A 26,004-nucleotide genomic window follows, 5' to 3' on the forward strand; every position below is an offset into this window, starting at 1 on the left:
GAAAAAAACAGGCCCCGGCATCGCTGCCGGGGCCCGGTCGAATCGGCGCCTTGTTGCGATAGAACCTACTGCTGCTGCGATCCCGCCGGCTTGGCCGGCATCGGATGCTTGCCATCGCGCAAAACGTGATGGCCCCACAATCCCCCCCGCTTGGCGGCCGCCGCATCGAACTCGGCCTTGCTCAGCTTGCCGTTCTTGTCGGTATCGGCCGCGGCAAACCAGGCGTCGCGGCGCTGCTTGGCCAGGGCCTCGAAATCGGCCTTGTCGACGTAGCCGTCCTTGTTCGCGTCCATCTTGTCGAAGCGCGCGGCGAACTTCGGGTCGGCCTTGGCTTCCTCGCGGCTGATGCGGCCGTCCTTGTTGGTGTCGAGCTTGGCGAACAGCTCGCCGGGACGCCCGTGGCCGCGATGGCCGAAGCGGAGCTCGTCCGGCGAGAGCTTGCCGTCCTTGTTCCTGTCCAGCTCGTCGAACTTGGCCGCCAGCCGCGGATCGGCCGCGGCCTCGCTGCGATCGATGACGCCATCGCCGTTCTTGTCCAGCGCGGCCAGCCTCGTCTTCATCGGGCTCGTGCCGGCGGCAGGCGGCGGATCGGCGGCGAACGCGGTACCGGCCGACAAGGCGGCCAGCACGGCGAGCGCGAGGAGGGGTTTGCGATAGGTCATGGGTTTGCTCCGTGAGAGGTGGACTGCACGATCCCGTCGCCGGGATCCGACAGGTCACGATCCGTACCGTGCAGGCCGATCGCGCCATCGCGGAGATCAACGAACCATGGCGGCCGGCGTTGACCACATCGGGGCCGCATTCATCTACCGGACAGTCGCGGCGGCTGCGACGTCCAGGCGCTATGCTCATCGCCATGGCCATCCATGCCGACAACCGCGACGACCTGCGCCTGTTTCAGACCGGGCAGCACGCGTGCGGCTACTGGCCGGAGCGGCTGGCGCGCGACCTGGTCCTGGACCCGAACGATCCGCGGCTCGGCTCGATCTACCCGCAGGCGCTCGGCTGGGGCTTCCGCCGCTCCGGCGACCTGGTCTACCGGCCGCATTGCGAACACTGCCGGGCCTGCGTGCCGGTGCGCATCCCCGTGCGCGCGTTCGTGCCCGATCGCAGCCAGCGCCGCTGCATGGCGCGCAACGCCGACCTGGTCAGCCGCATCGTCGCCGCGCAGCGCACCGACGAGCAGTTGGCGCTGTACCAGCAGTACCTGCGCCACCGGCATCCCGGCGGCGGCATGGACGACCACGGTGCCAGCGAGTTCGACCAGTTCCTGATCGGGCGCTGGTCGCACGGGCGATTCATGGAGATCCGCGAACCGGGCGACCCGGGCCGGCGCGGCCGGCTGCTCGCGGTGGCGGTGACCGACGTGACCGAGCACGCGCTGTCGGCGGTCTACACGTTCTATGCGCCGGATGCCGCGGCGCGCGGGCTGGGCACGCTCGCGATCCTGCGGCAGATCGAATGGGCGCTCCGCGACGGCCTGGACCACCTCTATCTCGGCTATTGGATCCGCGGCCACGCCAAGATGGACTACAAGCGCCGCTTCCGTGCCCTGGAAGCCTACGACGGCCGGCAGTGGCGCGATTTCGCGTCCGCCTGGGGCGCGGTCAGCGCGATCCGCTGACGTTTCCGCAGGAACTGCTTCTGTATGGGAGCGGATGAGGCTTTCCCATTTGAACCCCTGCACAAGGATGCGCAGGCTGTTGCAGAGGGATCTGCATGAACGCCGAAAGCCTCATCGCGGCTGAAGCCGCTCCCACAAAAAGCCGCCCTGCGAAAGCGCTGCTCAGGCCTTCAGCTCGATCGCGATCGCTTCGGCCGCCTCGCGCGCCGCCTGGCGGGCCGCATCGGTACTTTCGCCGCGCGCCAGCGTCACGCCGACGCGGCGATGGCCATGCACGCTCGGCTTGCCGAACAGGCGCAGTGCGGTGTCCGGCTGGCGCAGCGCGTCGGCCACGCCATGGAACACCGGCACGCCCTCGCCGTGCGCCAGCATCGCGCACGAGGCCGAGGGCCCGTTCTGGCGGATCGTCGGGATCGGCAGGCCGAGGATCGCGCGCGCATGCAGCGCGAACTCGCTCAGTTCCTGCGACACCAGCGTCACCAACCCGGTGTCGTGCGGGCGCGGCGAGACTTCGGAGAACCATACCCGGTCGCCCTTCACGAACAGCTCCACGCCGAACAGCCCCCAGCCGCCGAGGTCGTCGGTGACCGCCCTGGCGATGCGCTGCGCCTCGGCCAACGCGGCCGGCGACATCGGCTGCGGCTGCCAGCTCTCGCGGTAATCGCCGTCCTTCTGCCAGTGTCCGATCGGATCGCAGAACGAGGTGCCGCCGGCATGGCGCACGGTCAGCAGGGTGATCTCGTAGTCGAAGTCGACGAAGCCCTCGACGATGCAGCGCCCGGCGCCCGCCCGGCCGCCGGTCTGCGCGTATTCCCATGCCGGCTCGATGTCGGCGGCGCTGCGCAGCGTGCTCTGCCCCTTGCCCGAGGAGGACATCACCGGCTTGACCACGCACGGCATGCCGATCTCGGCCACGGCGGCGCGGTACTCCTGCAGCGTATCGACGAAGCGGTACGGCGACGTCGGCAGGCCGAGCGTCTCCGCGGCCAGCCGGCGGATGCCCTCGCGGTCCATCGTCAGCCGCGCCGCGCGGGCGGTCGGCACCACCTTCTGGCCGTGTTCCTGTTCGAGCTGCACCAGCGTCTCGGTATGGATCGCCTCGATCTCCGGCACGATCAGGTGCGGTTTTTCCAGCGCGACCAGCTGGCGCAGGGCCATCGCGTCGAGCATGTCGATCACGTGCGAGCGGTGCGCGACCTGCATCGCCGGCGCGTCGGCATAGCGGTCGGCCGCGACCACTTCCACGCCGAAGCGCTGCAGTTCGATCGCCACCTCCTTGCCCAGCTCGCCCGAGCCGAGCAGCAGCACGCGGGTGGCGGACGGGGACAACGGCGTACCGAGCGTGGTCATGGCGGATCCGGGCGGGAAAGGGGCGCCAATTCTACCGGCCGGCGCCTGCCGGGACCGGCACTTGCACATTGATATCAATTTGATATCTTTTCGCCCAACAACCCAAGGACGCCCCGCCATGAAAGAGAAGCCCCTCGCCTCGCTCCCCGGCATTCCGCTGGTCGTCGCCATCGTTGCGGTGTTCCTGGCCGCGGCCTGGGCGATCGTGGCGGCCGTCCTGGGCCACGCCCCGCTGCCGGGGCTGGTGATCACGATCGCCGCCGTGGCCTGCGCGGCCGGCATCTTCCTGCTGGCCGGCCTGTACATGCTCGAGCCCAACCAGGTCGCGGTGCTGAGCCTGTTCGGCAAGTACGTCGGCACCGCCAAGGACAGCGGCCTGCGCTGGAACAACCCCTTCTACGCGAAGAAGAAGGTCAGCCAGCGCGTGCGCAACTTCGAGAGCGGCCGGCTCAAGGTCAACGAGCTGGACGGCTCGCCGATCGAGATCGCCGCGGTGATCGTCTGGCAGGTGATGGACGCCTCCGAGGCGGTCTACAACGTCGACGACTACGAGAGCTTCGTGCACATCCAGTCCGAGGCCGCGCTGCGGGCGATGGCCACCAGCTACCCCTACGACCAGCACGAGGACGGCCAGATCTCGCTGCGCAGCCATCCCAACGAGATCAGCGAGCAGCTCAAGCGGCACCTCGACGAACGCCTCACCCAGGCCGGCGTGGACGTGATCGAGGCGCGCATCAGCCACCTCGCCTACGCCCCGGAGATCGCCCAGGCGATGCTGCAGCGGCAGCAGGCCAACGCGGTGATCGCCGCGCGCACCCGCATCGTCGCCGGCGCGGTCGGCATGGTCGAGATGGCGCTGGCCGAGCTGCAGAAGAACGGCGTGGTCGACCTCGACGAGGAACGCAAGGCGCACATGGTCAGCAACCTGCTGACGGTGCTGTGCTCCGATCGCGGCACCCAGCCGATCGTCAACGCCGGCTCGCTGTATTGACGGGGGTCGCCGGATGGACGTGATCGCGCCCCTGGTTCTCGCCCTGTCGGGCCTGCCCGCGCTGGCCATCGCGGCCTGGACCGGCCGCGCCGGGGATGCGCGCTCGCGCGGGCTGGGCCTGCGCTGGGCCCTGCTCGGCCTGGCGATCCTGCTGGGCGCGGTCGCCCTGTACTGGGCCGGCGACAGCCACCCGCGCATCTACGCCGTGGTCATCGCGCTGGTCGTGGCGGTGAACGCGCTGGCGCTCTCGATGGTGCGGCACCTGCGCCGAGGCGGGCCGGGATCGGACCGGTGAGCGAGAAACCGGAAAAGAAAGCCTATCCGCTGCGCATCAGCGCCGAGGTGCTGGCGGCCGCGCAGCGCTGGGCCGACGACGAGCTGCGCAGCCTCAACGCGCAGATCGAATACGTGCTGCGCGACGCCCTGCGCAAGGCCGGCCGGCTGCCGAAAGCCGGCGATACTCCAGGCAAGGAAGAGACGCCATGAACGAACGCTGGCAATACCTGACCGTCGAGATCAAGCCCGGCCTGATGGGCGGCTTCAAGCGGGACGCCCTGCAGGAGGTCCTGAACAAGCACGGCCAACTGGGCTGGGAACTGGTGAACTTCGTGGTCATCAACTCGGTGTCGCCGTCGTTGGCGATCTTCAAGAAGGCGATCTGAGATGGCCCGCCACCTTGCGCTGCTGCTGTTGTCGATGGCATCGGTCGCCTCAGCGGCCGAACCGCAGCAAGCCGCGATGCGCTTGCTCGACCGCCTCGAAGCCGGGCAATTCGACGAGGCCACGCGCGATTTCACCCCCGAGATGGCCAAGGCCATTCCTGCCGACAAGCTCGCCGCGGTCTGGAACGCGCTGCCCGCACAGGTCGGCGCTCTGAAACAACGCGGCCAACCCCGGCAGGCCGACACGGAAGCGCATACCCTCGTCGTCGTCCCGCTGCATTTCGAGCGCGGCGATCTCAATGCCCTGGTCAGCCTCGACCAGCGCGATCGCATCGCGGGATTGTTGCTGCAACCCGCGGTTCCCCCTGCACCGCCACTCGCCGCCGATGCCGGCTTCAGCGAACGCGAAGTGCAGGTCGCCGGCTTGCCCGGGCTGCTTGCCCTGCCCGACGGCGCAGGCCCGTTCCCGGCCGTCGTGCTGGTCCATGGCTCCGGCCCGCAGGACCGCGACGAAACCATCGGCGCCAACCGTCCTTTCCTCGACGTCGCGCGCGGCCTGGCCGCCCAGGGCATCGCGACGCTGCGCTACGACAAGCGCACGCGCGCTCGACCGCAGGATTTCTCTGGCCGCGACTTCGGCCTCGACGAGGAAACCATCGGCGATGCGGTGGCGGCGGTCGCGCTGCTCGCCGTCACGCCCGGCATCGACCCGCGCCGCATCCATGTGATGGGCCACAGCCAGGGCGGCATGCTCGCGCCGCGCATCGCGGCACGTTCGGGCAAAGTGGCCGGCCTGGTCCTGTGGGCCGCACCGGCGCGCCCGCTGCTCGACCTGCTGCCGGAACAGAACCGCTACCTGCTGAGCCTCGACGGCGACTATTCCGCGGAGGACCGCGCGCACGTCGCCGAGATCGAACGACAGATCCGCGTAATCCGCGATGGCAGCGATCCTTCCGCCCGCCTGATCGGTGCGCCGGCCAGCTATTGGCGCGATGCGGATCGCGTGAATCCGGTTGCCGACCTCGCCAAGCTCGACCTGCCGGTGCTGTGGCTGCAGGGCGAACGCGATTTCCAGGTCACGCGGCCGGATTGGGACCTGTGGAAGAAGGCACTGGCTGGTAACGGCAAGGCCGCACTGCGCCTCTACCCGGCGCTCAACCATCTCGGCATCGCCGGCAGCGGCCCGTCCAGCCTAGCCGAATACCACCAGCCCGGGCACGTCGACGGCCGCCTCATCGCCGACGTGGCCGCCTGGGTACGCGCGCGACCAGGCACTGGCGCATCGCCATGAGCGATATCGCCACGCACGATCCAGTGCACGCGTCCCGCCCGATCACCGACAGCCGCCGCGTACTGGCAATCCCGCTGCACGACGGCGGCTGGCTGCTCACCAGCCCGGAACGTCCGCGCCAGCTGCTGCAAGACCTGCAACAGTTGGCCGGAACGCGCCGTACGCCCTAAGCTCTGCGCGTGCATACCGCTCCCCCCCTGCTGGTCAACACCGCCGAGATCGAACTGTGGCCCGCGCGACTGCTGCGCGCGCGCAGCAACGCCGATGCGCGCGCGCTCGCGCGTTCGGACTGGCTGCTGCGACGCAAGCGCGATGGCCGGTACCTGGCGGCCGCATCGGCGTGGGTCCTGCACCCGCTGCTGCCGCGCCTGATGCGCGAACCCGGCATCGAGACGGCGCTCGATGCGCTGGACAGCCTGCTGTCCGGTACCCGCCACCGTCTTCCGGAAGGCGCCCTGCCGCTCGACCGGCTCGACCGGCACCTCCAGCGGCTTGGACTGGACCGGGCGGAGTACGCGCAGGCCACCGGGCTCGCCACCGAGGCCGAACCCGCGCACCTCGTACTCGCCGGGTTCGATCGCTACCGCAGGCCGTTGTGGCTGACCGCCGGCGCCGCGCGCGGCTGGCAGCGCATGCGCGATGCGGCCGGGCGCGACGGCATCGCGCTCGATGCGATCTCCGGCTACCGCAGCCACGACTACCAGCTCGGCATCTTCGAACGGAAGCTCGCGCGCGGCCAGGCCTTGCCGCAGATCCTGCAGGTCAACGCCGCCCCTGGCTTCAGCGAGCACCACAGCGGCAACGCGCTCGACATCGGCGCGCCGGGCGAGCCGCCGGCCGAGGAGAGCTTCGAGCGCACGCCCGCCTTCCATTGGCTGTCGCGCCACGCCGGCGATTTCGGCTTCCGCATGAGCTACCCGCGCGACAATCCGCATGGCATCGTCTACGAGCCCTGGCACTGGTGCTTCCGATCCGATCCCGCGCGGCCCTTGTAGGGCCGGCTTTCGTGGGAGCGGCTTCAGCCGCGATGGGCTTTACTTTTCAATCCCCGCGGATGGATGTGCGCGCTTTGCGGAAGGGCCTACATGTAAAGCCCCATCGCGGCTGAAGCCGCTCCCACAGAAGCAGGCTCCCGCAAAAACCGTTCCTGCAAGGAGGCACTTTCCTCAGTCCTGCGAACGGTTGGTCGGCGCCTTCGCGCCCTCGACGAAGTCGGCGATCTTCCAGAGATACAGCCCGGCGTAGGTGCGATACGGCCCCCAGCGCTCGCCGCGCGCCGCCAGTTCCTTCGGGGTCGGCGCCGTTTCCAACCGGTCCACGCGCTGGGCGCCCTTGCGGACGCCCAGGTCGTCCACCGGCAGTACGTCCGGGCGGCCCAGCCGGAACATCAGCATCATCTCCACCGTCCAGCGGCCGATGCCGCGGATCGGCACCAATGCCTCGACGATCGCGTCGTGATGCATGAACGCCATCTGCCGCAGCGACGGAATCTCGCCGGCCAGTTCGCGCCGCGCCAGGTCGCGCAAGGCCAGCATCTTGTTGCCGGACACGCCGCAGGCGCGCAGGGCGGCATCGTCGATCCGGCCCAGCGTGTCGGCATGCAGCCGCGTGCTGCCGATCGCGGCCTCGACCCGTCCGACGATGGTGGCCGCGGCCTTGCCGCTGAGTTGCTGGAACAGGATCGCCCGCGCCAGCGCATCGACCGGATCGAACGGCTTGCGCCATCCGGGTGGCGGCTCGACCGGCCCGATCCTGCGCATCCATGCCGCCAGCTTGCGATCGCGGCGCGACAGGTACTCGAACGCCGCCTCCACATCGAAACCACGTGCGTGCCTCGCCATCGGGCAGCTCCTCAGCGTCGCATCGCGTTGAACGCGAACAGCACCCAGCCGGCCATCATCGCGATGCCGCCGGCCGGGGCGAACCGGGTCGACCAGCCCCATAGCGCGCCGCCGAGCAGGCTGCCCGAGAACAGCAGCGTGCCGACCAGCAGCAGCGACAGCGCCAGCGTCTCCAGCAGGCGGTCGGCCTTGCGGCCCAGCGCGGCGAGCGCCACGCCGTGGCCGAAGGCATACAGCGCCGCGGTCTGCAGCCGCGACTGCGCGCTCGGATCGGCCACGCCGTGTGCGGCATAGGCCGCGAGCCCGATCGAGGCGGCGGCCAGCAGCCCGCCGATGCAGGCCAGCAGCGAAGGTTTGCGGGAACGGCGGTCGATCATGCGCATGGGGTTTCCAACGATAAGGCGGATCCGCGCGGAAATCCGTGCTCGCGGGGGAACACGCATTTCCGGGGCCGCAACGAAAAAGCGCGCCGCATTGCTGCGGCGCGCTCGTGTGACGGATCAACTCATCCGGCGTCCCGGGCTTACTTGATCGCCCAGTACACGTCGTAGGTGCCGTCGGTGGTGAACGACTTGTCCACGCCGCCCTTCCAGGCTTCGTACGGACGGTCCACCACGTCGTAGCCGCTGGTGACGGCCCAGGCACGCAGCGAGTTGCGCACCACGTCCAGGCCCGCCATGTGGCCGGTGAAGGTGCCGAACGCGGAACGGTGCGGCTCGGTGCGCACGTACTGCACCGGGGCGCCGGACGGCACGTTGACCTTCAGCTTGTCGCCGGTGGCGGCGACCGGGGTCGCATCGGCGGCGGCCGGGGCCTCGTCCTTCGCCTCGTCCTTCTTGGCGTCGTCCTTCTCGTCGGCCTTCGGCGCGGCACCGGCCTTCTTGCGCACCGGCTGCACGACGTCGAACGCGTACTTCTCGGCGGCGAAGTCGGTGGTCACGATGCGGACCGGACCGGCGGCCTCCAGGCCGTTGGCGTCCATGACGCGCTTGATCCACTCCTGGTTGTCCTTGATCGACTTCTTGATGGTGTCGTTGTCGCGGTCGATGTTGCCCGCGTTGACCACCAGCAGGTCCTCGGCCGGGACGTCGACGATCTTCAGGTCGCCCAGGATCGGCTTGCCGTCGATCTCGGTGCGGTAGTCGAAGTTCGGCACCGTCGCCAGGATGTTGCTCAGGCGCGACAGGCCCAGCTTCAGGTCGTCGCCGACATGGCGGCTGACGTACAGGCCGGCATAGCGCCCGAACAGGTTCCAGCCGTACTTGACGCTGTAGTCCTGGGTGATCTTGACGTTGCGGTTGTTCTTGCCGGTCGGCTGCAGCGCGAAGGAGGTCACCTTGTCATGGCCGCGGGTCGGATCCTCGATCGCGATCTCGATGCGCTCGTTCTTGACGCTGTCGGTGATCGTCCAGCTGCCCTGGCCGATGTAGCCTTCCTGCGAGCTGTAGTCGATGCGGGCGCCCTTGCCGTTGGCCGGGCCGGATACCTTCAGCTGGATCTTGGGATCGCGCAGCACCAGCGGGTTCCAGTCCTTGAAGCGCTGAAAGCCATTCAGCGTGTCGTACACGATCGTCATCTTGCGGTTGGTCTCGACGCTCTCGGACATGTGGCGCTCCGAGGGCAGAACCAGGCCCACCACGACGAACAGGCCAGCCACGATCCCCAAGGCGATCAGGAACTCGATAATACGGGTCATTCAGGAGTCTCCGGGGCCGATCCCACGGCCGGGTTGATTGAAGCGAAGCCCCCATCCTAGCAGGCTTCGCGGCAGATGTTCAGTTGCGGGTAAAGCGCTTTCCCATACCCGCGTGGAAACGGTGCCACCCGCGCTGCCATTGGCTCCCGGAAACCCTTGCCAGCCATGGATTTCCCGCCTGTCGGCCGGGGCCGCCGGATGGTTCCGTGCGGGTACGTACAGCCTCCTTGCGGGACGGGCCATGCGCCGGAGGCGCCAGCACCGTGCCGGCCGGACCACCCGCGGGCCCGGGGACCGGATCCGAAGGACTGGAGCGCGCGGGCCGTCAGACCAACTGCAGCTCGAAGGCCTTGAGCACCGCCCGGGTGCGGTCGCGCACCCCGAGCTTGGACAGGGCGAGCGGCCGTCGCCCGCGAGGCACCGCCTCGCACGGCCGCGAGCGCCCGCCGCGCTGCGGCGGGCAGGGCATCCTGTCGATCAGACCAACTGCAGCTCGAAGGCCTTGAGCACCGCCCGGGTGCGGTCGCGTACCCCGAGCTTGGACAGGATGTTGGAGACGTGGTTCTTGATCGTGCCTTCGGCCACGCCCAGCGAATTGGCGATCTCCTTGTTGGAGAAGCCCGAGGCCATCAGCCGCAGGATCTCGGTCTCGCGGTCGGTCAGCGGGTCCGGGCGGTCCAGGCTGACGAACTCGTTGCGCATGTGCTCCAGGCCCGACAGCAGGCGCTGGGTCACCGCCGGCTGCACCAGCGACCCGCCTTCGGCCACGGTGCGGATCGCGCCCACCAGTTGCTCCAGCGAGACGTCCTTGAGCAGGTAGCCCTTGGCCCCGGCCTTGAGGCCGGCCAGCACCAACTGGTCGTCGTCGAAGGTGGTCAGGATGATCGTCGGCGGCAGCGCGCCCGCCCGCGACAGCGTCTGCAGCGCCTCCAGGCCGGACATCACCGGCATGCGCATGTCCATCAGCACCACGTCGGGCTTCACCTGCGGGATCTGCTCCACGGCCTGGCGCCCGTCGCCGGCCTCGGCCACCACTTCGATGCCGTCGTCCAGTGCCAGCAGCGAGCGGATCCCCTGCCGCACCAGCGTTTGGTCGTCGACCAGACAGACTCGGATCATCACTGCGCTCCTAGGGCTTGTTAACGCTATTGGGATGGGCCGCGTCGCGGCGCCCGGCGTCCAGGCGGTCGTGCATGGCGCTGCGGCAGGCTGGCCATCGCCCGTGCAGGCCGCGCGCGGCCACCGGGGTGCCGGGCACGGCAACCCGAAGGGCCGCCCTGGAGCGCGTGCGATGCTGCGCCATCACTTCATTCCTTATCAACATAAGCTCCCTCGCTCTTCCTTAGCCTCACACGCGCCCAGGGGCGGCGTGGCCTGTCCCGATAGCGTCGACGAGCCCCGGCACGGCGGCCGGCATCAACGCGGGCGCGCCCGGGACCGAGGCGCGAAGGCGGAAGCCTGCGCCCCGGCGGGTTTCGATGTCCAGGCGGCCGCCATGCTGGGCCAGGCGTTCGCGCATGCCGCGCAGGCCGTTGCCGGGATCGATGTGATCGGCGCCCTGGCCGTCGTCGCGGGCATCGATCACCACGTCGCCGCCGTCGCGGAACACCCGGATCCACAGGTTGTTCGCGCCGGCGTGGCGGACCGCGTTGGTGATGATCTCCTGGGTGCAGCGCAGCAGCACGTGGGCCCGATCGGGGTCCTCCACGGTCAACGGGGCGGCGATGTCCAGGTGGATCTCCAGGGATGGAACCTGCGCCACCAGCGGCCGCAGCGCCGCGGCCAGCTCGATCGCCCCGCTCTCGCGTAACTGGCTGACCGCCTCGCGCACGTCGGTGAGCAGCAGCTTGGCCAGGGTATGAGCCTGCTTCACGTGTTCCTGCGCCTGGCCCTCGGTGATGTGGCTGGCGACCTCCAGGTTCAGGCTCAGCGCGGTCAGGTGGTGGCCGAGCAGGTCGTGGAGCTCGCGCGAGATGCGGGTGCGCTCGTTGACGCGGGCGCTCTCGGCCAGCAAGGCGCGGGTGGCGCGCAGCTCCGCATTCAGCCGGCGCTGCTCCTCGCGCGCCTCGGTCTGCTGGCGGGAAACCAGGCTGGTCACGAAGATGAACATCGAGAAGCCGCCGTACAGCAACGACTGCATCAGCGCTTCCACCAGCGAGAAGCCGAGGATGAAGTAGTAGACCGGCAGCACCGCCAGCTGGCTCAGCAACAGCCAGATCACGCCCAGTCGCGCCGGCAGCAGCCACGGGATCACGCCCGCCGCCACCATCATCAGGATGCTGCCCAGGCCGGAACCGTTGAAGTAGCTCACCGCCAGCGCGCTGACGGTCAGCACCAGCAGGATCAGCCGGTCGTGCCAGCGCGCATGCCCGCCGCTGTCCAGGCCGCGGGTGAGCCAGAAATAGCTGACCCCGAACACCAGGTAGGCCAGGAACGGCCATACCGCCTCGCGGCTCGCCGTTTCCGGGTTTCCGCCCTGGACGAACAGGATCAGCAGCATCGGCACGCAGACGATGGCCCAGGTGAACAGGCCGGCGAAACGCAGGACGCGGGTATGGCTGAGATATCCCAACATGGCCGCATCTTAGGCGGATCGCGCCGCGCCGCCCTGCTCCGGAAGTCACGCCCGCTTGGGTGCCGCTCAGGGCGGGTCATGCAATAATCCCGCGCAAGGTCCCGAGATCGGACCACCCGCGTTACCCCCGGAGTATCAATGTCGATCGTCATCCGCGACGTGCGCGAGCATGAGCTCGATTCCGTCCTGGCACTGAACAACAACGCCGGCCTGGCGATCCTGCCCCTGGACAGCGCCCGCCTGCACCATTTCTACGAGACCGCCGAGTATTTCCGCGTCGCCGAGCGCGACGGCAACCTGGCCGGCTTCCTGGTCGGCTTCGGCAGCGGCAGCGATCACGACAGCAGCAACTTCCGCTGGTTCCGCGAGCATTACCCGCATTTCTTCTACATCGACCGCATCGTGGTCGCCAGCCGCCGGCGCGGCGGCGGCGTGGGCCGGGCGTTCTACGCCGACGTGCAGAGCTACGCCGAGCTGCGCTATCCGCAGCTGGCCTGCGAGGTGTTCCTGGACCACGGCGCCGACGCCGCGCTGCTGTTCCACGGCAGCTTCGGCTTCCGCGAGGTCGGCCAGAACCTGATGCCCGAGGTCGACGTGCGCGCCAGCATGCTGCTGAAGGACCTGTGCAGCTACGAATGGGTGCACGACACCTACGGCGACGCGTTGCCGGAGGTGCCCTGGATCGGGCACCCCCGCCACCTGCCGCGCGCGCAGCGCCCGACGGGGACCTGAACGTGTCGGCGAACCTCGATTTCGAGCAGGCCGGCGAGCTGAAGATCGGCCAGGTGGGCATCGCCAACCTGCGCGTCCGCACGCTGGACGTGGAGAAGCTGGTGCAGGAGATGCACGAGCGCGTGGCGCGCGCGCCGAAGCTGTTCGGGCGCGCCGCGGTGATCCTGGACTTCGGCGGGCTCTCGCAGGCGCCGGACCTGCCGACCGCGCAGGCGCTGCTGGACGGCCTGCGCCAGGCCGGCGTGCTGCCGGTGGCGCTGGCCTACGGCACCAGCAGCATCGAAGCGCTGTCCGAGCAGCTCGGGCTGCCGCTGCTGGCCAAGTTCCGCGCCCAGTACGAACGGATCGACGGCGGGGCCGCGGCCGCGGCGCCCACGCCCGCGCCAGCTCCCCGGCAGGCCCCGCCGCCGCCCGCTGCCAAGCCCCAGGCCCAGCCCAAGCCCGGCCGCATGCAGCGCGCGGCGGTGCGCTCGGGCCAGCAGCTGTACGCGGAGAACTGCGACCTGACCGTGCTGAGCACGGTCGGCGCCGGCGCCGAAGTGATCGCCGACGGCAGCATCCACATCTACGGCACGCTGCGCGGCCGCGCCCTGGCCGGCGCGCGCGGCAACACCGAGGCGCGGATCTTCTGCCGCGACTTCCACGCCGAACTGGTCGCCATTGCCGGCCACTACAAGGTGCTGGACGATGTACCCATGGACCTGCGAGGCAAGGCCGTACAGGTCTGGCTGGAGCAGGATCAGATCAAGATCGCCGCCCTCGATTGAGCGGCTCCCTATCAAAAGAACAACATCGGGAGAAATCCTTTGGCTGAAATCATCGTAGTCACCTCCGGCAAGGGCGGCGTCGGCAAGACCACCACCAGCGCGAGCCTGGCCTGCGGGCTGGCGCGGCGCGGCAAGAAGGTCGCGGTCATCGACTTCGACGTGGGCCTTCGCAACCTCGACCTGATCATGGGCTGCGAGCGCCGCGTGGTGTACGACTTCGTCAACGTGGTGCACGGCGAGGCGACGCTGAAGCAGGCGTTGATCAAGGACAAGCGCTTCGAGAACCTGTACGTGCTGGCGGCCTCGCAGACGCGCGACAAGGACGCGCTGACCAAGGAAGGCGTCGAGAAGGTGCTCAAGGACCTGGCCGACGACGGCTTCGACTACATCGTCTGCGACTCGCCGGCGGGCATCGAGAAGGGCGCGTTCCTGGCGATGTACTTCGCCGACCGCGCGGTGGTGGTGGTCAACCCCGAGGTGTCCTCGGTGCGCGACTCGGACCGCATCATCGGCCTGCTCGATTCCAAGACCCACAAGGCCGAGAACGGCGGCACCGTGCCCGCCTCGCTGCTGCTGACCCGCTACAGCCCGGCGCGCGTGGAGGGCGGCGAGATGCTGTCCATCGCCGACGTCGAGGAAGTGCTGGGCCTGAAGGCGATCGGCGTGATCCCCGAATCGGGCGACGTGCTCAACGCCTCCAACAAGGGCGAACCGGTGATCCTGGACACCGAATCCCCGGCCGGACAGGCTTATGAAGACGCCGTTGGCCGCATCCTGGGCGAAGACCGCCCGATGCGCTTCACCACCGTGGAGAAGAAGGGCTTCTTCAGCAAGCTGTTCGGAGGGTAAGCATGGGACTGCTCGATTTTCTCAAGAGCAAGAAGAACACCGCCGAGACGGCCAAGAACCGCCTGCAGATCATCATCGCGCAGGAGCGTACCCAGCGTGGCGGCCCGGATTACCTGCCGCTGCTGCAGCGCGAACTGCTGGAAGTGATCAAGAAGTACGTCAACATCGATGCCGACGCGGTCAAGGTCGACCTGATCAAGGACGGCGCCAACGACGTGCTCGACATCTCCGTGGCATTGCCGGACGAGCACGACAGCAAGTGAACGCCATGCGCGCCGGCCGCCTCGCGCGGCCGGCGTGGAGCACGCGACGATGACACCCGCCCCTGCCCGGCCCGAGACCTTGGCACCCGACGCACCGGCCGGCGTGCTGTGCGTGGGCCAGATCGACTCCGCCGCTGCCGCCGCGCTGCTGGCGCGCCATGGCCTGGCCCTGCATCGCGTCGCCGATGGCGCGGCGATCCCGGGCAGCTACTGGGGCGAGCCGGAGGCCGGCATCATCGGCAGCAACGTGTACGTGCGCGGCGATACCCCGGTGCACTCGATGCTGCACGAGGCCTGCCACCTGATCGTGCTGCCGCCCGACAGGCGCGCGGCGGTGCATACCGACGCGACCGACTCGGTCGAGGAAGAAGACGCCACCTGCTACCTGCAGATCGTGCTGGCCGACCAGTTGCCCGGCGTGGGCAGCGCGCGGCTGATGGCCGACATGGATGCGTGGGGTTATACGTACCGGCTTGGGTCGACGAGGGCTTGGTTCGAGCAAGATGCCGAGGATGCACGCGCCTGGCTGACCGCGCGCGGGCTGTTGCTTTAAGGCCGGGATTCGGGATTCGGGATTCGGGATTTGTAGGAGCGGCGTGAGCCTACGCTCTTGCCAATCCCGAATCCCCAATCACGAATCCCGGCTCTTGGCCAGCGAGCCGCTCATGTCCAGCGTGGCCACGGTGCCCTGCCCGGTCTCCGAGTCCAGTTGCAGCTTCCAGCCCAGGTGCTCGCACAGGCGGCCCAGCAGGTCCAGGCCGATGCCGCTGCCCTGCCGCGGGTCGCCGCGCGCGATCCGGCGGTAGATCGCGGCGATCTCTTCCGGGCTCATGCCGTGGCCGGGATCCTCGATCCGTACCGTCGCCGGCGCCAGCAGGGACACGCGGATCACGCCGCGGTCGCTGTTCTCGATGGCGTTGCGCAGCAGATTGCCGATCGCGACCTGCATGATCGCCACCGGCGCGAACAGCTCGCAGCGCGCCAGCTCGACCAGTTGCAGGCCGAGGTCCTTGTCCGCGCACAGGTGGCGATGGTCGTCGAGGATGTCCGGCAGCAGCTCGTCCAGGTTCACGTAATCGCTGCTCTTCTCCAGCCGCCTGGGGTCCTTCGCCAGCACCAGCAGCAGCGTGACCAGCTGCTCGACCGACTCGGCGGTCTGGCGGATGCGCAGCAGCTGGTGGCGCACCGCCGGCGGCGTGTCCGGCTGGTCCAGGGCCAGCTCGCTGGCGCCGCGGATCACCGCGATCGGCGTGCGCAGCTCGTGGCTGGTGCTGTCGATGAAGGCGCGCTCGCGCTCGACGAAGGTGTCGTTGCGTTGCAGGTAGTCGTTGAGCGCCTCGGCGATCACCACCTGCTCGTGGCTGGCGCCCTTCACCACGTCGATGTGCTGGCCAGGCCGGTCCGGGCGCAGCGCGTGGATGCGCTTGGCCATGTCGGCCAGGGGCTGCACCACCCGCCCCAGGCCCCAGGCCACGAGGATGCCGAGCAGCACGATCGCGATGATGTTGGAGACCAGCATCCACAACCCCAGGTTGTTCTCGTGCGCCTGCAACTGGGTGATGTCCAGCGCCAGCACCAGCCGCCGGCCGTTGACGTCCTGCACCATCAGCACCTTGTCGCGCCCCTGGTACTCGATGCCGTCGTGGATGCCCGGGCCGAAGCGGGCGAACTCCGGCGGCGCCGGCGAGTCGTCGTCGTCGCCGTACAGCTGCACGGTCTCGGTGTCGGTCCAGTGGTAATGCGGATCCTCGGCGCTGCGCTGGACGAAGTGGGCCAACTCCGACTTGAGCAGCGAGCGCCAGGTCAGCTGCTCGGCCTGCTCGTTGACGATGAAGCCATGGATGAACACCGCGAGCGAGATCAGCGCGGCGTAGATCACCAGCCACAGCGTGACGCGCGCGCGCAGCCCGCCCAGTCTGGAACGTATCCCGCCCGGCTTCATGGAAGGCGCGCGCCGTCCGGGATGCGGCGCCGCGACGCCAGGCCCGGCGCCGGCGGGGCCCCGCGCTTGCGGCCCAGGGCGCGACGCGGGCTATTCGGCATGCAGGCGTTCCTGGTGCCCGGCGGGGCCGAGCCGGTAGCCGACGCGCGGCAGGGTGTGGATCAGCTTCTCCTCGAACGGGCCATCCACGCTGCGCCGCAGGTCGTAGATGTGGGAGCGCAGCATGTCGCCGTCCGGCGGCTCGTCGCCCCAAAGGGCCTGTTCGAGCTTCTCGCGGGTGACCGCGGCCGGGCTGGCCTGCATCAGCACCTGCAGCAGCTTGCGGCAGGCGGGATACAGGTGCAGCGGCTTGCCGGCGCGGCTGGCCTCCAGCGTCGCCAGGTCCAGCTTCAGGTCGCCGACCGTCAGCAGCTTGCTGCGGCCACGCCCCTGCGCGCGCACCAGCAGCGCTTCCAGCCGGACTTCCAGCTCGGGCAGCGCGAACGGCTTGGTGAGATAGTCGTCGGCGCCGGCGCGGAAGCCGGCGATCTTGTCGGGCAGCTCGTCGCGCGCGGTCAGCATGATCACCGGCAGTTCGGACAGGTGTTCCTCGCGCAGCCGGCGCAGCACTTCCGGGCCGTCCATGCGCGGCATCATCCAGTCCAGCACGATGGCGTCGTAGGGCTGCGTGGTGGCCAGGTGCAGGCCGGTGATGCCGTCCGGCGCGGCATCCAGGGTATGGCCGCGCGCCTCGAAATAGTCGAACAGGTTGGCCACCAGATTGCGGTTGTCCTCGATGACGAGCAGCCGCATCGTCGGTCTCCGGGAAAGATGTGGTCGTGCATCGTAGCCGGGCGATGTCGGAAGCGCGTCGAAACGGCAGGTTCCGACAAACTTCCCACGCTCGCCGCGGCATAGTCTGCGCCCGTTTTGCCCGCATTCCAACGTGCAGACTTCCATCACACCCCTGGAGCGGCGGCGGCGTTGGGCCTACCGCGCCGCGCTGCTGGCGATCGTGCTCGCCCTGCTGGCCGGGCTGGGGCTGCGCCAGCCCAACCCGCCGGACGAACCCCGCTTCGTGCTCGCCGCGCGCGCGATGGTGCAGAGCGGGCAGTGGCTATTGCCGCACCGGGGCAGCGAGTTGTACGCGGAAAAGCCGCCGGTGTTCATGTGGATGCAGGCCGGCGCGTTCGAACTGGTGCGCGACTGGCGCGTCGCCTTCCTGCTGCCTTCGCTGCTCGCGGCGCTGGCGACCCTGTGGCTGACCTGGGACCTGGCGCGCCGGCTGTGGAACCGGCGCGTGGCGCGCTACGCGGTGCTGGCGCTGTTCGCCACCTTGCAGTTCGGGGTGCTGGCCAAGCGCGCGCAGATCGACATGGTGCTGGTGGCGATGACCACGCTGTCGCTGTGGGGACTGTTGCGGCACCTGCTGCGCGGCCGCGACTGGCCGGCCTGGGCGCTGGGCGCGTTCGCCGCCGGGCTGGGCACGGTGACCAAGGGCGTGGGTTTCCTGCCGCTGCTGGTGCTGCTGCCGTGGGCGGTCTGGCGCCACCGGCATCGCGCGGACGCGGTGCGTGGCGCATGGCCGGCATGGCTGGGCGCGGTCCCGGCCTTCGTCGCCGGCACGGCGGTGTGGCTGCTGCCGTTGGCGATCGCGCTGTGGCAGGCTCCCGACCCCAGCCTGCGCGCCTATGCGCACGAATTGCTGTTCAAGCAGACCGGTACGCGCTACACCGCGGCCTGGCACCACGTGCAGCCGGCCTGGTACTACCTGCAGGTGATCGCCACGTTGTGGCTGCCGGGCTGCCTGCTGCTGCCGCAACTGCTGCCGGCCTGGCGGCGGCGCCTGCGGCGCGGCGATCCGCGCCATTGGCTGCTGCTCGGCTGGAGCGTGTTGGTGCTGGCGTTCTTCAGCGCGAGCCCCGGCAAGCGCGAGGTCTACATCTTCCCGATGCTGCCGGCGCTGGCCGTGGCTGCCGCGCCGCTGCTGCCCGGATTGCTGCGCAGGCGCGCGACCCGCTGGGTCCTGGCCGGTTATGTCTGGCTGCTGGCGCTGGCCGCGCTGGCGGTCGGCGCCGGCCTGTGCATGCAGGTCGGATGGGCGATGCGGGGCGCGCTCAAGCGCGCGATCGACCCGGCGGCGATGCAGGTGTTCGGCGCCTGGCTGCTCGCCTTCGCCATCCCTGTCCTGCTGCTCGCGGCCTGGGCGCGGCTGCGACGCGCCGGCGCGCTGGTGGTCGCCGCCACGGCGCTGCTGTGGACGATCCATGGCCTGGGCCTGATGGTGGCACTCGATCCCTACAGCTCGGCGGCCGGCCTGATGCAGCGCGTGGGCGAGCGCATCGGCCCCGGCGCGGAACTGGGGATGATCGCCTGGCGCGAGCAGAACCTGCTGCAGGCGGACCGGCCGGCGGTGGACTTCGGCTTCAAGCAGCCCTGGGACGTGCAATGGGCACGCGCCGCGGACTGGGTGGCGCAGGCGCCGCAGCGGCGCTGGCTGTTCGTGCTGCGCGACGCGATGAGCCCCTGCGTGGACCGCGCGCAGGCGATCGACATCGGCGAGTCCAACCGCAATGCCTGGCAACTGGTGCCGGGCAGTGCACTGAAGCCGGGCTGCGTGACGCCCGCGAAAGACCAGGCCGGCGCGGGCGACGACAACGGCAACTGAACCGCCGGGGACGTTGCCTGACGTTAAGCGCCGGGCAACGGTTGTCCGACCGCTTTCCGACAAACCGGCCCGGATCATGCCCGCCATTGCCGGAAACGGCCTTTTGCCCGTTGGCGCCCGATGAACCTGATGCCTGCATCCGCCACGGATGCCTTCCCCGTTCTCCGTCCGTACAGCCGCTTCGTCGCCACCCACCTGTGGATTCCGCTGGCGGCGGTGCTGGCGCTGAGCGCGCTGCTGATGGCGGGCGGCGTCGACCAGTGGCTGGCCACGCAGATCTATCACGCCGAAGGCGGGCACTGGCTGCTCAAGGACCATTGGTTCACCGCCAAGCTCGTGCATCGCGGCGGCAAGCAGGCCAGCACCGCCGCGGCGCTGGCGCTGTTGGTCTTCGGCCTGTATGCGCGGCGCTCGCCGCGCTGGAACGCCTGGTCGCGCCCAGCGTTGTACGTGGTGCTGGCGGTGGGGCTTTCGACCGCGGCGGTATCGTTGCTGAAGGGAGCCACGCACATGGACTGCCCGTGGGACCTGGCCAGCTACGGCGGCACCCATGCCCTCTACGGGCTGTTCGAATCGCGCCAGGGCGTTCCGGCCTCGGGCTGCTTCCCGGCCGGGCATGCCAGCGGCGGCTATGCCTGGGTCGCGCTGTACTTCGCCGCGCTGGCGGTCCGCCCGCGCTGGCGCAAGGCCGGGCTGGCGATCGGTCTCGGCGCCGGGTTGCTGTTCGGCGTTTCCCAGCAACTGCGCGGCGCGCACTTCCTCTCCCACGACCTGTGGGCCCTGGCGGTCTGCTGGGGCGTGTCGCTCGGCTTGTACCTGTGGCTGTTGCGCCCGCGGGCGCGCAGCGGCGCGGCCGGCGCGGCGGGAGAAACCGCATGAGCCTCTCGTTGCCCCGCAGCGGCGTGCTCTCGCGCCTGCGCGCGCTCGACTGGACGCACCGGCCCGAAGTGTCGGTGGAAACGCTGATACTGGGCAGCAGCGTGTTCTTCGCGCTCGCCTGCAACCGCATGTTCTGGCATGCGTCGCTCGCGACGCATCCCGGCGACATCGGCTTCGCCGTGTCGCTGTTCTTCCTGCTGGTCTCCGTGCACGCGCTACTGTTCGGCCTGCTGGTGTGGCGCTGGAACGCCAAGCCGCTACTGACGCTGCTGTTCGTCACCACCGCATTCGCCACGCACTACATGAACAGCTACAGCGTCTACCTGGACGCGGACATGCTGCGCAACGTGCTCAACACCGACCACAAGGAATCGCGCGAGCTGCTCACGCCCGCGCTGCTGTGGCCATTGCTGTTCTACGCGGCGCTCCCGATCGCCGTGCTGTGGCGGGTGCGGCTGCGCCGCCGCAGCTGGAGCCGCGCGCTCGGCGTGCGCCTGCTGTTCCTGGCGGCCATCGCGGCGGTCGGCGCCGCCGGTTCGATGCTGTCGTTCCAGGGCCTGTCGGCGTTGATGCGCAACCATCGCGAGGTGCGCTACCTGGCCACGCCGGTCAACTACCTGGTCGCGCTCAAGCAGGACCTCAAGACCGACTCGCCGATCAAGCACAAGCCGAAGCTGCCGATCGAGCACGATGCGATGGCGACCCCGCGCGCGCCGGGCAGCCGCCCGCGCCTGCTGCTGATCGTGCTGGGCGAGACCATGCGCGCGCAGAACTGGGGCCTCAACGGCTATGCGCGCCAGACCACCCCCGAGTTGGCGCAGACCGGGGTGATCAACTTCCCCGACATGCACTCGTGCGGCACCAGCACGGAGGTCTCGGTGCCGTGCATGTTCTCGCCGTTCGGCCGCCACGATTACGACGAAGCGAAGATCCGCGCCCACCAGTCGTTCCTGCACGTGCTCGAACACGCCGGCATCGCCACGCTGTGGCGCGACAACCAGTCCGGCTGCAAGGGCGTGTGCGAAGGCCTGCAGATCCAGCAGCTCGACGACGCGAAGAAGCCCGGGCTGTGCAAGGACGGGCGCTGCATGGACGAGATCCTGCTCGACGACCTCGCCGCGCAGGTGCGCGCCAGGCCGGGCGACCGCGTGGTGGTGCTGCACCAGCTCGGCAGCCACGGCCCGGCCTACTTCCAGCGCTACCCGGCGCAGTTCCGGCGCTTCGCGCCGACCTGCGACACCGCCGAGCTGGGCAACTGCAGCCGCGAGCAGATCGTCAACACCTACGACAACACGGTCCTGTACACCGACCATTTCCTGGACCGCGCGATCGGCACGCTGCGCGCCCTGCCCGACTACGACACCGCCATGATCTATCTCTCCGACCACGGCGAGTCGCTCGGCGAGAAAGGCCTCTACCTGCATGGGGTGCCCTACGCGATCGCGCCGGCCGAGCAGACCCGCGTGCCCATGGTGATGTGGTTTTCGCCGGAATTCGCGCAGGACCGCGGGCTCGACCTGAAGTGCCTGCGCCAGCGTGCGAACGGGCGCGCCGACCAGGACAACCTGTTCCCCTCGGTGCTGGGCCTGATGCAGGTGAGGACCTCCGTCTACGATCGCTCGCGCGACCTGTTCGCCGGCTGCGCGCAGTGAATCTCCGGCGGGCGCGCTCGCCCTCGTAAACCCGATATCCGTAGGAACGGCTTTTTTGTGGGAGCGGCTTCAGCCGCCACGGAGCTTTCTCATTTGAACCTCGGCACATGAATGTGCAGGCTGTTGCAGAAGGATCTGCATGAAAGCCCCATCGCGGCTGAAGCCGCTCCCACAGAAGGCCGCTCCTCGGGCGCTTATCCGCCCTTCGCCTGCGGCCCCTGCCTTGCCAGTGCCATCCCGGGCCTCTAGCCTTCGCCGGTCGCACTCACGCAAAGGGACCCCTCGTGAACCATCGCCCCATGCTGCTGGCCATCGCCGTGGCCGCCGGTCTGCTGTCGCTGTCGGCCTGCCGCAAGACGCCCAGCCCGGAACAGGAAAAGCCCGCCGCCCGGGCCGAGAACGGCGAGACCGCCGACCAGTTCGTCGCGCGCATCAACCAGGAGTACAAGGCCGCCTATCCGGAACTCAGCTCCGCGCAGTGGCTGTCCTCGACCTACATCAACGTGGACTCGCAGCGGGTGGCGGCCAAGGCCAACGAGCGCGCCCTGACCCAGCTCAACGCATGGATCGAGCAGGCCAAGCGCTACGAGGGCAAGCCGATGTCCGAGGACACCGCGCGCGCGCTCAAGCTGCTGAAGCTGATGACCGCGATGCCGGCCCCGCGCGATCCGGCCAAGCTCGCCGAGCTGACCACGATCGCGGCGCGGATGGAAGGCGACTACGGCGCCGGCACCTACTGCAAGGGCGAAGGCGAGGCACGCCAATGCCGCCAGCTCGGCGAGCTGGAGCGGGTGCTGGCCAGCAGCCGCGACTACGACGAGCAACTGGATGCCTGGCGGGGCTGGCACGGCGTCGCCGCGCCGATCCGCAAGGACTACCAGCGCTTCGTCGAGCTGGCCAACGAGGGCGCGCGCGAAATGGGCTTCGCCGACGTCGGCGAGATGTGGCGCAGCGGCTACGACATGCCGCCCGCGCAGATCGCCGCCGAGACCGACCGGCTGTGGGACCAGGTCAAGCCGCTGTACGAGCAACTGCAGTGCTACGCGCGCGGCAAGCTCGACAAGGAATACGGCACCGACAAGGGCGAACTGCCCGGCGGCCTGCTGCCCGCCCACCTGATGGGCAACATGTGGCAGCAGGACTGGTCCAATCTGTGGGACCTGCTGCAACCGTATCCGGGCGCCGGCGACCTGGACATCACCGCCACCCTCGAGAAGCAGTACCAGACCCAGCTCAGCGCGCAGCTGGCCAAGGCGCAGGGCGACACCGAGGCGCGCTTCAAGGCCGAGCGCGAAGCGCAGCTGCGCACCGCCAGGCAGATGACCGAGCGCGCCCAGGACTTCTACACCTCGCTCGGCATGCCCGCGCTGCCGGAGACCTACTGGCAGCGCTCGCAGTTCATCAAGCCGCTGGACCGCGACGTGGTCTGCCACGCCAGCGCCTGGGACCTCAACATGGGCGGCGACGGCTCGAAGGAGAACGGCCCGGACGTGCGCACCAAGATGTGCATCAAGCCGACCGAGGAAGACTTCACCACCATCTACCACGAGCTCGGCCACATCTATTACGACCTGGCCTACAACCCGCTGCCGCCATTGTTCCAGGGCGGCGCCAACGACGGTTTCCACGAAGCGATCGGCGACACCATCGTGCTGGCGATGACGCCCGGCTACCTGCACTCGATCGGCCTGGTCGGCGAGCAGCAGCGCAGCCGCGAGGCGCTGATCAACGCGCAGATGCGCATGGCGCTGAGCAAGGTGGCGTTCCTGCCGTTCGGCCTGATGATCGACCGCTGGCGCTGGGGCGTGTTCGACGGTTCGATCGCGCCCGAGCGCTACAACCAGGCCTGGTGGGAGCTGAAGGCGAAATACCAGGGCGTGGCGCCGGCGACGCCGCGCGGCGAGGAGTTCTTCGACCCGGGCGCCAAGTACCACGTGCCGGGCAATACGCCGTACACGCGCTATTTCCTCTCGCACATCCTGCAATTCCAGTTCTACAAGGGCCTGTGCCAGGCCGCCGGCTACACCGGCCCGCTGTACGACTGCAGCTTCTACGGCAACAAGGAAGCCGGGCAGAAGTTCTGGACCATGCTCCAGCGCGGCGCCAGCCAGCCCTGGCAGGCCACGCTCAAGGAACTGACCGGCAACGACAAGCTCGACGCCGCCCCGATGCTGGAGTACTTCGCGCCGATGCAGGAATGGCTCAAGCAGCAGAACGAAGGGCGGATGTGCGGATGGCAGGCGCCGCAGGCGGCGGCCGGCAAGCCATAGCGGCGACGGCAACGGTCGTCCGCGATTGTGCCCGGGATGGGCGACATCGCCGCGCGAGGCGGCGCCCATCCCTCGTCCTTCACGCCTGCCCACCTTCGCTGCCCCGTGGTTTTCCTGCTTGCAGTGCAGGATCCCCGAACACCTTGCTCTCGCGATGGGAGAAAGGGATTGCCGGCCGGCCAGAAGCCTCGGCAGTTCCCTTTGGGACCGGACTCCTTCCACGAGAGGCAATGCCCGCCAGGCATCCGCGCGCCCCTTTCGTGCGCTGGCAGGCGCCCTAGCGCGGAATGACCTGTCTCAACGCACTGCAGATGGAGGTGGCCAACGCCTCCTGCTGCCTGATCCCGAAATGCACGGACGTATCGAAATGCCCTGACCACATGATCCTTCGCAAGGAGGCATCCACGATCCGGACCGAAGTCCGGATGCGCTCGGCATCGATACGCAGGCTGCTCTCGATGCAGTGCGGCGCCCTCACTTGCCTGCTGCCCCCCCTGCCCCCCCTGCCCCTCGCTGGCGTCCCGCGGGCGGGTTCGGGCAAGTCCGGCATCATCAGCACACCGCCGAAATCCCGGAACAACTGATTCAACAACTCCTCGTAGAGCCCGCAAGCGAAGGCGCGCCCCTCCCTGCGCGGCTCGATGCAGTAGATCGGTTGCACCACCAGGCAGTCCTGCCGCTCATCCTCGGCTTCCGCTTGCCCGGTCCGGCGTATCACGGGCATGTAACGTCCCAGCGGGATGCTGATCTCGATCCCGCTCGCATCCCGTGACCGCGCGTAGTAACTCTCCAGACGCTGGCGCAGGCGACCCACCTGGACCCTGACCACGGGATCTTCCGTTGGCATATAGGCCGCAGGATCGCGATCGAAAACCGCGATGCCGATGGCGTACTCGCTGGTGTTCCTGTCGTTGCCCGACAGGGCCTGCTCCACGAGGAAGCGCAGCAGGCGCCGCATCCGGTTGGCCCTGGCGAATTGCTCGCTGGCGAGAATGGCTTCGCAGGCGAACCGCACTCGGTCCTGGTCGATCGCTTCGACTTCCCTTTCCACGTGCCCCCCTGATACATCCCGGATACGTCGCCGCGGCACGGCGCCGGCTTGCCGCCTGCGCCATCGGACGAAGGAATATCAAGACCGGCTCAAGTCGTGCGTCACGCGTCGATCACGCCGGCGAGTCCATGGCGGCCGGTGCCGCCATTGCAGCGCGATTATCGCCACATGACCGGCGCGAAACTGGAACGGACCTAGCAAGCAGAATCCACAGCAGGTCCCAAATCCGGCTGGATCGGCTGTTACCGCAACCCGCTCGGCAAGGTAACCGTAACGATACTTGTCCGGCGCGAAAACCGCGGACTAGGCTGGACCCGTACAGCGAAGCAACACCACGCGGAACGTCTTCCAACGGGGCAAATCATGTCCGACCTGCCAGCCGACGTCATCCAGGCGATCGCCATCTCCAACGCCAAGTCCATCGGCGAGCAGCCCGCCGTGCTGGCGAACCTCGCGCTCGCCCAGCAAATCTTCAATCAGAACCTGCAGCAACAGATCAGCCTGAGCCAGCAGCAGGCGATGAACCAGGTCCAGATGGCGGCGGCGGCCAAGTGCGTGGCGCTGATCGAAACCGCTGGCGGGTGCAAGAACCAGGGCACCATCGACAAGATGGTGCTGGACATGGAAAGGATCTTCAACGAAATGAACTCGCTCAGGAATCCACCTCATTCGGGCATTCCATAGCCCCAAGCATGTCGATCCATCCGGCGCTTAGGATCCGGCTGGAGACATCCTCCCCCTCGTTGGGGGCGCGGCAGGAAAGCCGCATCGTGATCGGCACCAGGCCTTTCGGATTTCCGCCTGCCCCGGGAATGGCATCGCATGCGCCGCGAACCGCACGCATCGAATCCAGGTACGCGGGCCAAGCGCCTCGCCGTTGGCCAATGTCGATGAGCAATACGTCGATCCAAATCCAAATCCA

Annotated in this window: 29 protein-coding genes; 18 read left to right on the forward strand and 11 right to left on the reverse strand. The window is 68.9% G+C overall.

Annotation, left to right across the window (positions count from 1 at the left end):
* Positions 1-65: 65 nt before the first annotated feature.
* Complete coding sequence (locus FD678_RS10955; RefSeq protein WP_140722950.1) at positions 66-662, reverse strand: EF-hand domain-containing protein; 597 nt, start codon at positions 660-662, stop codon at positions 66-68.
* 194 nt (positions 663-856) lie between these two features.
* Between FD678_RS10955 and FD678_RS10960 the strand changes: the two genes are divergently transcribed.
* Positions 857-1,624, forward strand: coding sequence for an arginyltransferase (locus FD678_RS10960; protein ID WP_140722953.1), 768 nt, complete (start codon positions 857-859; stop codon positions 1,622-1,624).
* A gap of 162 nt (positions 1,625-1,786) precedes the next feature.
* Here the strand turns inward: FD678_RS10960 and purT are convergent, their stop codons facing one another.
* The gene (purT, locus tag FD678_RS10965) at positions 1,787-2,974 is read right to left on the reverse strand and encodes a formate-dependent phosphoribosylglycinamide formyltransferase (protein WP_140722956.1); all 1,188 of its coding nucleotides are present in this window, start codon (positions 2,972-2,974) and stop codon (positions 1,787-1,789) included.
* Between the two features lie 118 nt (positions 2,975-3,092).
* Between purT and FD678_RS10970 the strand changes: the two genes are divergently transcribed.
* From FD678_RS10970 to FD678_RS10995, 7 genes are read left to right on the forward strand one after another with little or no spacing between them, the layout of a single operon-like run.
* A complete protein-coding gene (locus FD678_RS10970) occupies positions 3,093-3,965 on the forward strand; it encodes an SPFH domain-containing protein (RefSeq protein ID WP_140722959.1) in 873 nt (290 codons plus the stop codon).
* A 19-nt stretch (positions 3,966-3,984) separates the two neighbouring features.
* Positions 3,985-4,260, forward strand: a complete 276-nt coding sequence (locus FD678_RS10975; protein WP_218569650.1) for a hypothetical protein — start codon at positions 3,985-3,987, stop codon at positions 4,258-4,260.
* Positions 4,257-4,451, forward strand: a complete 195-nt coding sequence (locus tag FD678_RS10980) for an Arc family DNA binding domain-containing protein (RefSeq protein ID WP_140722965.1) — start codon at positions 4,257-4,259, stop codon at positions 4,449-4,451. The genes FD678_RS10975 and FD678_RS10980 overlap by 4 nt, the downstream gene beginning before the upstream one ends.
* Entirely contained in the window at positions 4,448-4,627 is a 180-nt protein-coding gene (locus tag FD678_RS10985; protein ID WP_140722968.1) for a DUF4177 domain-containing protein, read from the forward strand. The genes FD678_RS10980 and FD678_RS10985 overlap by 4 nt, the downstream gene beginning before the upstream one ends.
* A 1-nt stretch (position 4,628) precedes the next feature.
* On the forward strand, positions 4,629-5,918 hold the full coding sequence (locus tag FD678_RS10990) for an alpha/beta hydrolase (protein WP_140722972.1): 1,290 nt from the start codon (positions 4,629-4,631) through the stop codon (positions 5,916-5,918).
* On the forward strand, positions 5,915-6,088 hold the full coding sequence (locus FD678_RS20240) for a hypothetical protein (protein ID WP_177497690.1): 174 nt from the start codon (positions 5,915-5,917) through the stop codon (positions 6,086-6,088). Before FD678_RS10990 ends, FD678_RS20240 begins: the two co-directional genes overlap by 4 nt.
* A gap of 9 nt (positions 6,089-6,097) precedes the next feature.
* Positions 6,098-6,913 (forward strand): M15 family metallopeptidase, encoded by an 816-nt coding sequence (locus tag FD678_RS10995; protein ID WP_140722975.1) that lies wholly within the window; start codon positions 6,098-6,100, stop codon positions 6,911-6,913.
* A gap of 171 nt (positions 6,914-7,084) precedes the next feature.
* Here FD678_RS10995 and FD678_RS11000 read toward each other — a convergent pair whose 3' ends face one another.
* From FD678_RS11000 to FD678_RS11025, 6 genes are all read right to left on the reverse strand, one after another.
* The gene (locus tag FD678_RS11000) at positions 7,085-7,759 is read right to left on the reverse strand and encodes a DNA-3-methyladenine glycosylase family protein (protein ID WP_140722978.1); all 675 of its coding nucleotides are present in this window, start codon (positions 7,757-7,759) and stop codon (positions 7,085-7,087) included.
* An 11-nt stretch (positions 7,760-7,770) separates the two neighbouring features.
* Complete coding sequence (locus FD678_RS11005; protein WP_256661911.1) at positions 7,771-8,136, reverse strand: DUF423 domain-containing protein; 366 nt, start codon at positions 8,134-8,136, stop codon at positions 7,771-7,773.
* Positions 8,137-8,282: 146 nt separating this feature from the next.
* Positions 8,283-9,455, reverse strand: a complete 1,173-nt coding sequence (locus FD678_RS11010) for a polyketide cyclase (protein WP_140722984.1) — start codon at positions 9,453-9,455, stop codon at positions 8,283-8,285.
* A 325-nt stretch (positions 9,456-9,780) separates the two neighbouring features.
* Complete coding sequence (locus FD678_RS11015; RefSeq protein WP_140722987.1) at positions 9,781-9,924, reverse strand: transcriptional regulator; 144 nt, start codon at positions 9,922-9,924, stop codon at positions 9,781-9,783.
* 8 nt (positions 9,925-9,932) lie between these two features.
* Positions 9,933-10,574, reverse strand: coding sequence for a response regulator (locus FD678_RS11020; RefSeq protein WP_140722990.1), 642 nt, complete (start codon positions 10,572-10,574; stop codon positions 9,933-9,935).
* 229 nt (positions 10,575-10,803) lie between these two features.
* Complete coding sequence (locus tag FD678_RS11025) at positions 10,804-12,030, reverse strand: sensor histidine kinase (protein ID WP_140722993.1); 1,227 nt, start codon at positions 12,028-12,030, stop codon at positions 10,804-10,806.
* Positions 12,031-12,168: 138 nt separating this feature from the next.
* On the opposite strand from FD678_RS11025, the gene FD678_RS11030 reads away from it, so the two are divergent.
* Genes FD678_RS11030 through FD678_RS11050 form a run of 5 tightly spaced genes read left to right on the forward strand, consistent with a single transcriptional unit; the run spans position 12,169 to position 15,194 of the window.
* Entirely contained in the window at positions 12,169-12,762 is a 594-nt protein-coding gene (locus tag FD678_RS11030) for a GNAT family N-acetyltransferase (protein ID WP_140722997.1), read from the forward strand.
* A gap of 2 nt (positions 12,763-12,764) precedes the next feature.
* On the forward strand, positions 12,765-13,529 hold the full coding sequence (gene minC / locus FD678_RS11035; RefSeq protein ID WP_218569651.1) for a septum site-determining protein MinC: 765 nt from the start codon (positions 12,765-12,767) through the stop codon (positions 13,527-13,529).
* Positions 13,530-13,568: 39 nt separating this feature from the next.
* Positions 13,569-14,378 (forward strand): septum site-determining protein MinD, encoded by an 810-nt coding sequence (gene minD / locus FD678_RS11040; RefSeq protein ID WP_140723003.1) that lies wholly within the window; start codon positions 13,569-13,571, stop codon positions 14,376-14,378.
* Between the two features lie 2 nt (positions 14,379-14,380).
* Entirely contained in the window at positions 14,381-14,641 is a 261-nt protein-coding gene (minE, locus tag FD678_RS11045) for a cell division topological specificity factor MinE (RefSeq protein WP_140723006.1), read from the forward strand.
* Between the two features lie 49 nt (positions 14,642-14,690).
* A complete protein-coding gene (locus FD678_RS11050; RefSeq protein WP_140723010.1) occupies positions 14,691-15,194 on the forward strand; it encodes a hypothetical protein in 504 nt (167 codons plus the stop codon).
* A 78-nt stretch (positions 15,195-15,272) separates the two neighbouring features.
* Here the strand turns inward: FD678_RS11050 and FD678_RS20760 are convergent, their stop codons facing one another.
* Both FD678_RS20760 and FD678_RS11060 read right to left on the reverse strand, forming a co-directional pair.
* Entirely contained in the window at positions 15,273-16,583 is a 1,311-nt protein-coding gene (locus FD678_RS20760) for a sensor histidine kinase (protein WP_140723013.1), read from the reverse strand.
* Positions 16,584-16,673: 90 nt separating this feature from the next.
* Positions 16,674-17,375 (reverse strand): response regulator transcription factor, encoded by a 702-nt coding sequence (locus tag FD678_RS11060; protein WP_019399447.1) that lies wholly within the window; start codon positions 17,373-17,375, stop codon positions 16,674-16,676.
* A 133-nt stretch (positions 17,376-17,508) separates the two neighbouring features.
* On the opposite strand from FD678_RS11060, the gene FD678_RS11065 reads away from it, so the two are divergent.
* From FD678_RS11065 to FD678_RS11080, 4 genes are all read left to right on the forward strand, one after another.
* Positions 17,509-19,230: an ArnT family glycosyltransferase gene (locus FD678_RS11065; protein ID WP_140723016.1), complete on the forward strand. Its 1,722-nt coding sequence runs from the start codon at positions 17,509-17,511 to the stop codon at positions 19,228-19,230.
* A 129-nt stretch (positions 19,231-19,359) separates the two neighbouring features.
* Positions 19,360-20,109, forward strand: a complete 750-nt coding sequence (locus tag FD678_RS11070; RefSeq protein WP_218569652.1) for a phosphatase PAP2 family protein — start codon at positions 19,360-19,362, stop codon at positions 20,107-20,109.
* Positions 20,106-21,761, forward strand: coding sequence for a phosphoethanolamine transferase (locus FD678_RS11075; RefSeq protein ID WP_140723022.1), 1,656 nt, complete (start codon positions 20,106-20,108; stop codon positions 21,759-21,761). The genes FD678_RS11070 and FD678_RS11075 overlap by 4 nt, the downstream gene beginning before the upstream one ends.
* 284 nt (positions 21,762-22,045) lie before the next feature.
* Positions 22,046-24,031, forward strand: coding sequence for a M2 family metallopeptidase (locus tag FD678_RS11080; RefSeq protein WP_140723025.1), 1,986 nt, complete (start codon positions 22,046-22,048; stop codon positions 24,029-24,031).
* A 277-nt stretch (positions 24,032-24,308) separates the two neighbouring features.
* Here the strand turns inward: FD678_RS11080 and FD678_RS11085 are convergent, their stop codons facing one another.
* Entirely contained in the window at positions 24,309-25,082 is a 774-nt protein-coding gene (locus FD678_RS11085; RefSeq protein ID WP_218569653.1) for a hypothetical protein, read from the reverse strand.
* A 363-nt stretch (positions 25,083-25,445) separates the two neighbouring features.
* On the opposite strand from FD678_RS11085, the gene FD678_RS11090 reads away from it, so the two are divergent.
* Positions 25,446-25,766 carry an FAD-binding monooxygenase gene (locus FD678_RS11090; protein ID WP_140723029.1) on the forward strand — a complete coding sequence of 107 codons (321 nt, stop codon included), beginning with the start codon at positions 25,446-25,448 and terminating at the stop codon, positions 25,764-25,766.
* Positions 25,767-26,004: the final 238 nt, after the last annotated feature.

This window comes from Pseudomonas sp. Hp2 (assembly GCF_006386585.1).
Taxonomy (GTDB): Bacteria; Pseudomonadota; Gammaproteobacteria; order Xanthomonadales; family Xanthomonadaceae; genus Pseudomonas_S; species Pseudomonas_S boreopolis.

What these genes read in the sequence shown, in the direction of transcription:
- FD678_RS10970 (WP_140722959.1), top strand. Translation starts at nt 3,093, where the DNA reads ATGAAAGAGAAGCCCCTCGCCTCGCTCCCCGGCATTCCGCTGGTCGTC.
- FD678_RS10955 (WP_140722950.1), bottom strand. Translation starts at nt 662, where the DNA reads ATGACCTATCGCAAACCCCTCCTCGCGCTCGCCGTGCTGGCCGCCTTG.
- FD678_RS10990 (WP_140722972.1), top strand. Translation starts at nt 4,629, where the DNA reads ATGGCCCGCCACCTTGCGCTGCTGCTGTTGTCGATGGCATCGGTCGCC.
- FD678_RS11050 (WP_140723010.1), top strand. Translation starts at nt 14,691, where the DNA reads ATGACACCCGCCCCTGCCCGGCCCGAGACCTTGGCACCCGACGCACCG.
- FD678_RS11090 (WP_140723029.1), top strand. Translation starts at nt 25,446, where the DNA reads ATGTCCGACCTGCCAGCCGACGTCATCCAGGCGATCGCCATCTCCAAC.
- FD678_RS11075 (WP_140723022.1), top strand. Translation starts at nt 20,106, where the DNA reads ATGAGCCTCTCGTTGCCCCGCAGCGGCGTGCTCTCGCGCCTGCGCGCG.
- FD678_RS11015 (WP_140722987.1), bottom strand. Translation starts at nt 9,924, where the DNA reads ATGCCCTGCCCGCCGCAGCGCGGCGGGCGCTCGCGGCCGTGCGAGGCG.
- FD678_RS11030 (WP_140722997.1), top strand. Translation starts at nt 12,169, where the DNA reads ATGTCGATCGTCATCCGCGACGTGCGCGAGCATGAGCTCGATTCCGTC.
- FD678_RS20240 (WP_177497690.1), top strand. Translation starts at nt 5,915, where the DNA reads ATGAGCGATATCGCCACGCACGATCCAGTGCACGCGTCCCGCCCGATC.
- minE (WP_140723006.1), top strand. Translation starts at nt 14,381, where the DNA reads ATGGGACTGCTCGATTTTCTCAAGAGCAAGAAGAACACCGCCGAGACG.
- FD678_RS11070 (WP_218569652.1), top strand. Translation starts at nt 19,360, where the DNA reads ATGCCTGCATCCGCCACGGATGCCTTCCCCGTTCTCCGTCCGTACAGC.
- FD678_RS10985 (WP_140722968.1), top strand. Translation starts at nt 4,448, where the DNA reads ATGAACGAACGCTGGCAATACCTGACCGTCGAGATCAAGCCCGGCCTG.
- FD678_RS11010 (WP_140722984.1), bottom strand. Translation starts at nt 9,455, where the DNA reads ATGACCCGTATTATCGAGTTCCTGATCGCCTTGGGGATCGTGGCTGGC.
- FD678_RS11060 (WP_019399447.1), bottom strand. Translation starts at nt 17,375, where the DNA reads ATGCGGCTGCTCGTCATCGAGGACAACCGCAATCTGGTGGCCAACCTG.
- FD678_RS11005 (WP_256661911.1), bottom strand. Translation starts at nt 8,136, where the DNA reads ATGATCGACCGCCGTTCCCGCAAACCTTCGCTGCTGGCCTGCATCGGC.
- purT (WP_140722956.1), bottom strand. Translation starts at nt 2,974, where the DNA reads ATGACCACGCTCGGTACGCCGTTGTCCCCGTCCGCCACCCGCGTGCTG.
- FD678_RS11025 (WP_140722993.1), bottom strand. Translation starts at nt 12,030, where the DNA reads ATGTTGGGATATCTCAGCCATACCCGCGTCCTGCGTTTCGCCGGCCTG.
- FD678_RS20760 (WP_140723013.1), bottom strand. Translation starts at nt 16,583, where the DNA reads ATGAAGCCGGGCGGGATACGTTCCAGACTGGGCGGGCTGCGCGCGCGC.
- FD678_RS11000 (WP_140722978.1), bottom strand. Translation starts at nt 7,759, where the DNA reads ATGGCGAGGCACGCACGTGGTTTCGATGTGGAGGCGGCGTTCGAGTAC.
- FD678_RS10960 (WP_140722953.1), top strand. Translation starts at nt 857, where the DNA reads ATGGCCATCCATGCCGACAACCGCGACGACCTGCGCCTGTTTCAGACC.
- FD678_RS11020 (WP_140722990.1), bottom strand. Translation starts at nt 10,574, where the DNA reads ATGATCCGAGTCTGTCTGGTCGACGACCAAACGCTGGTGCGGCAGGGG.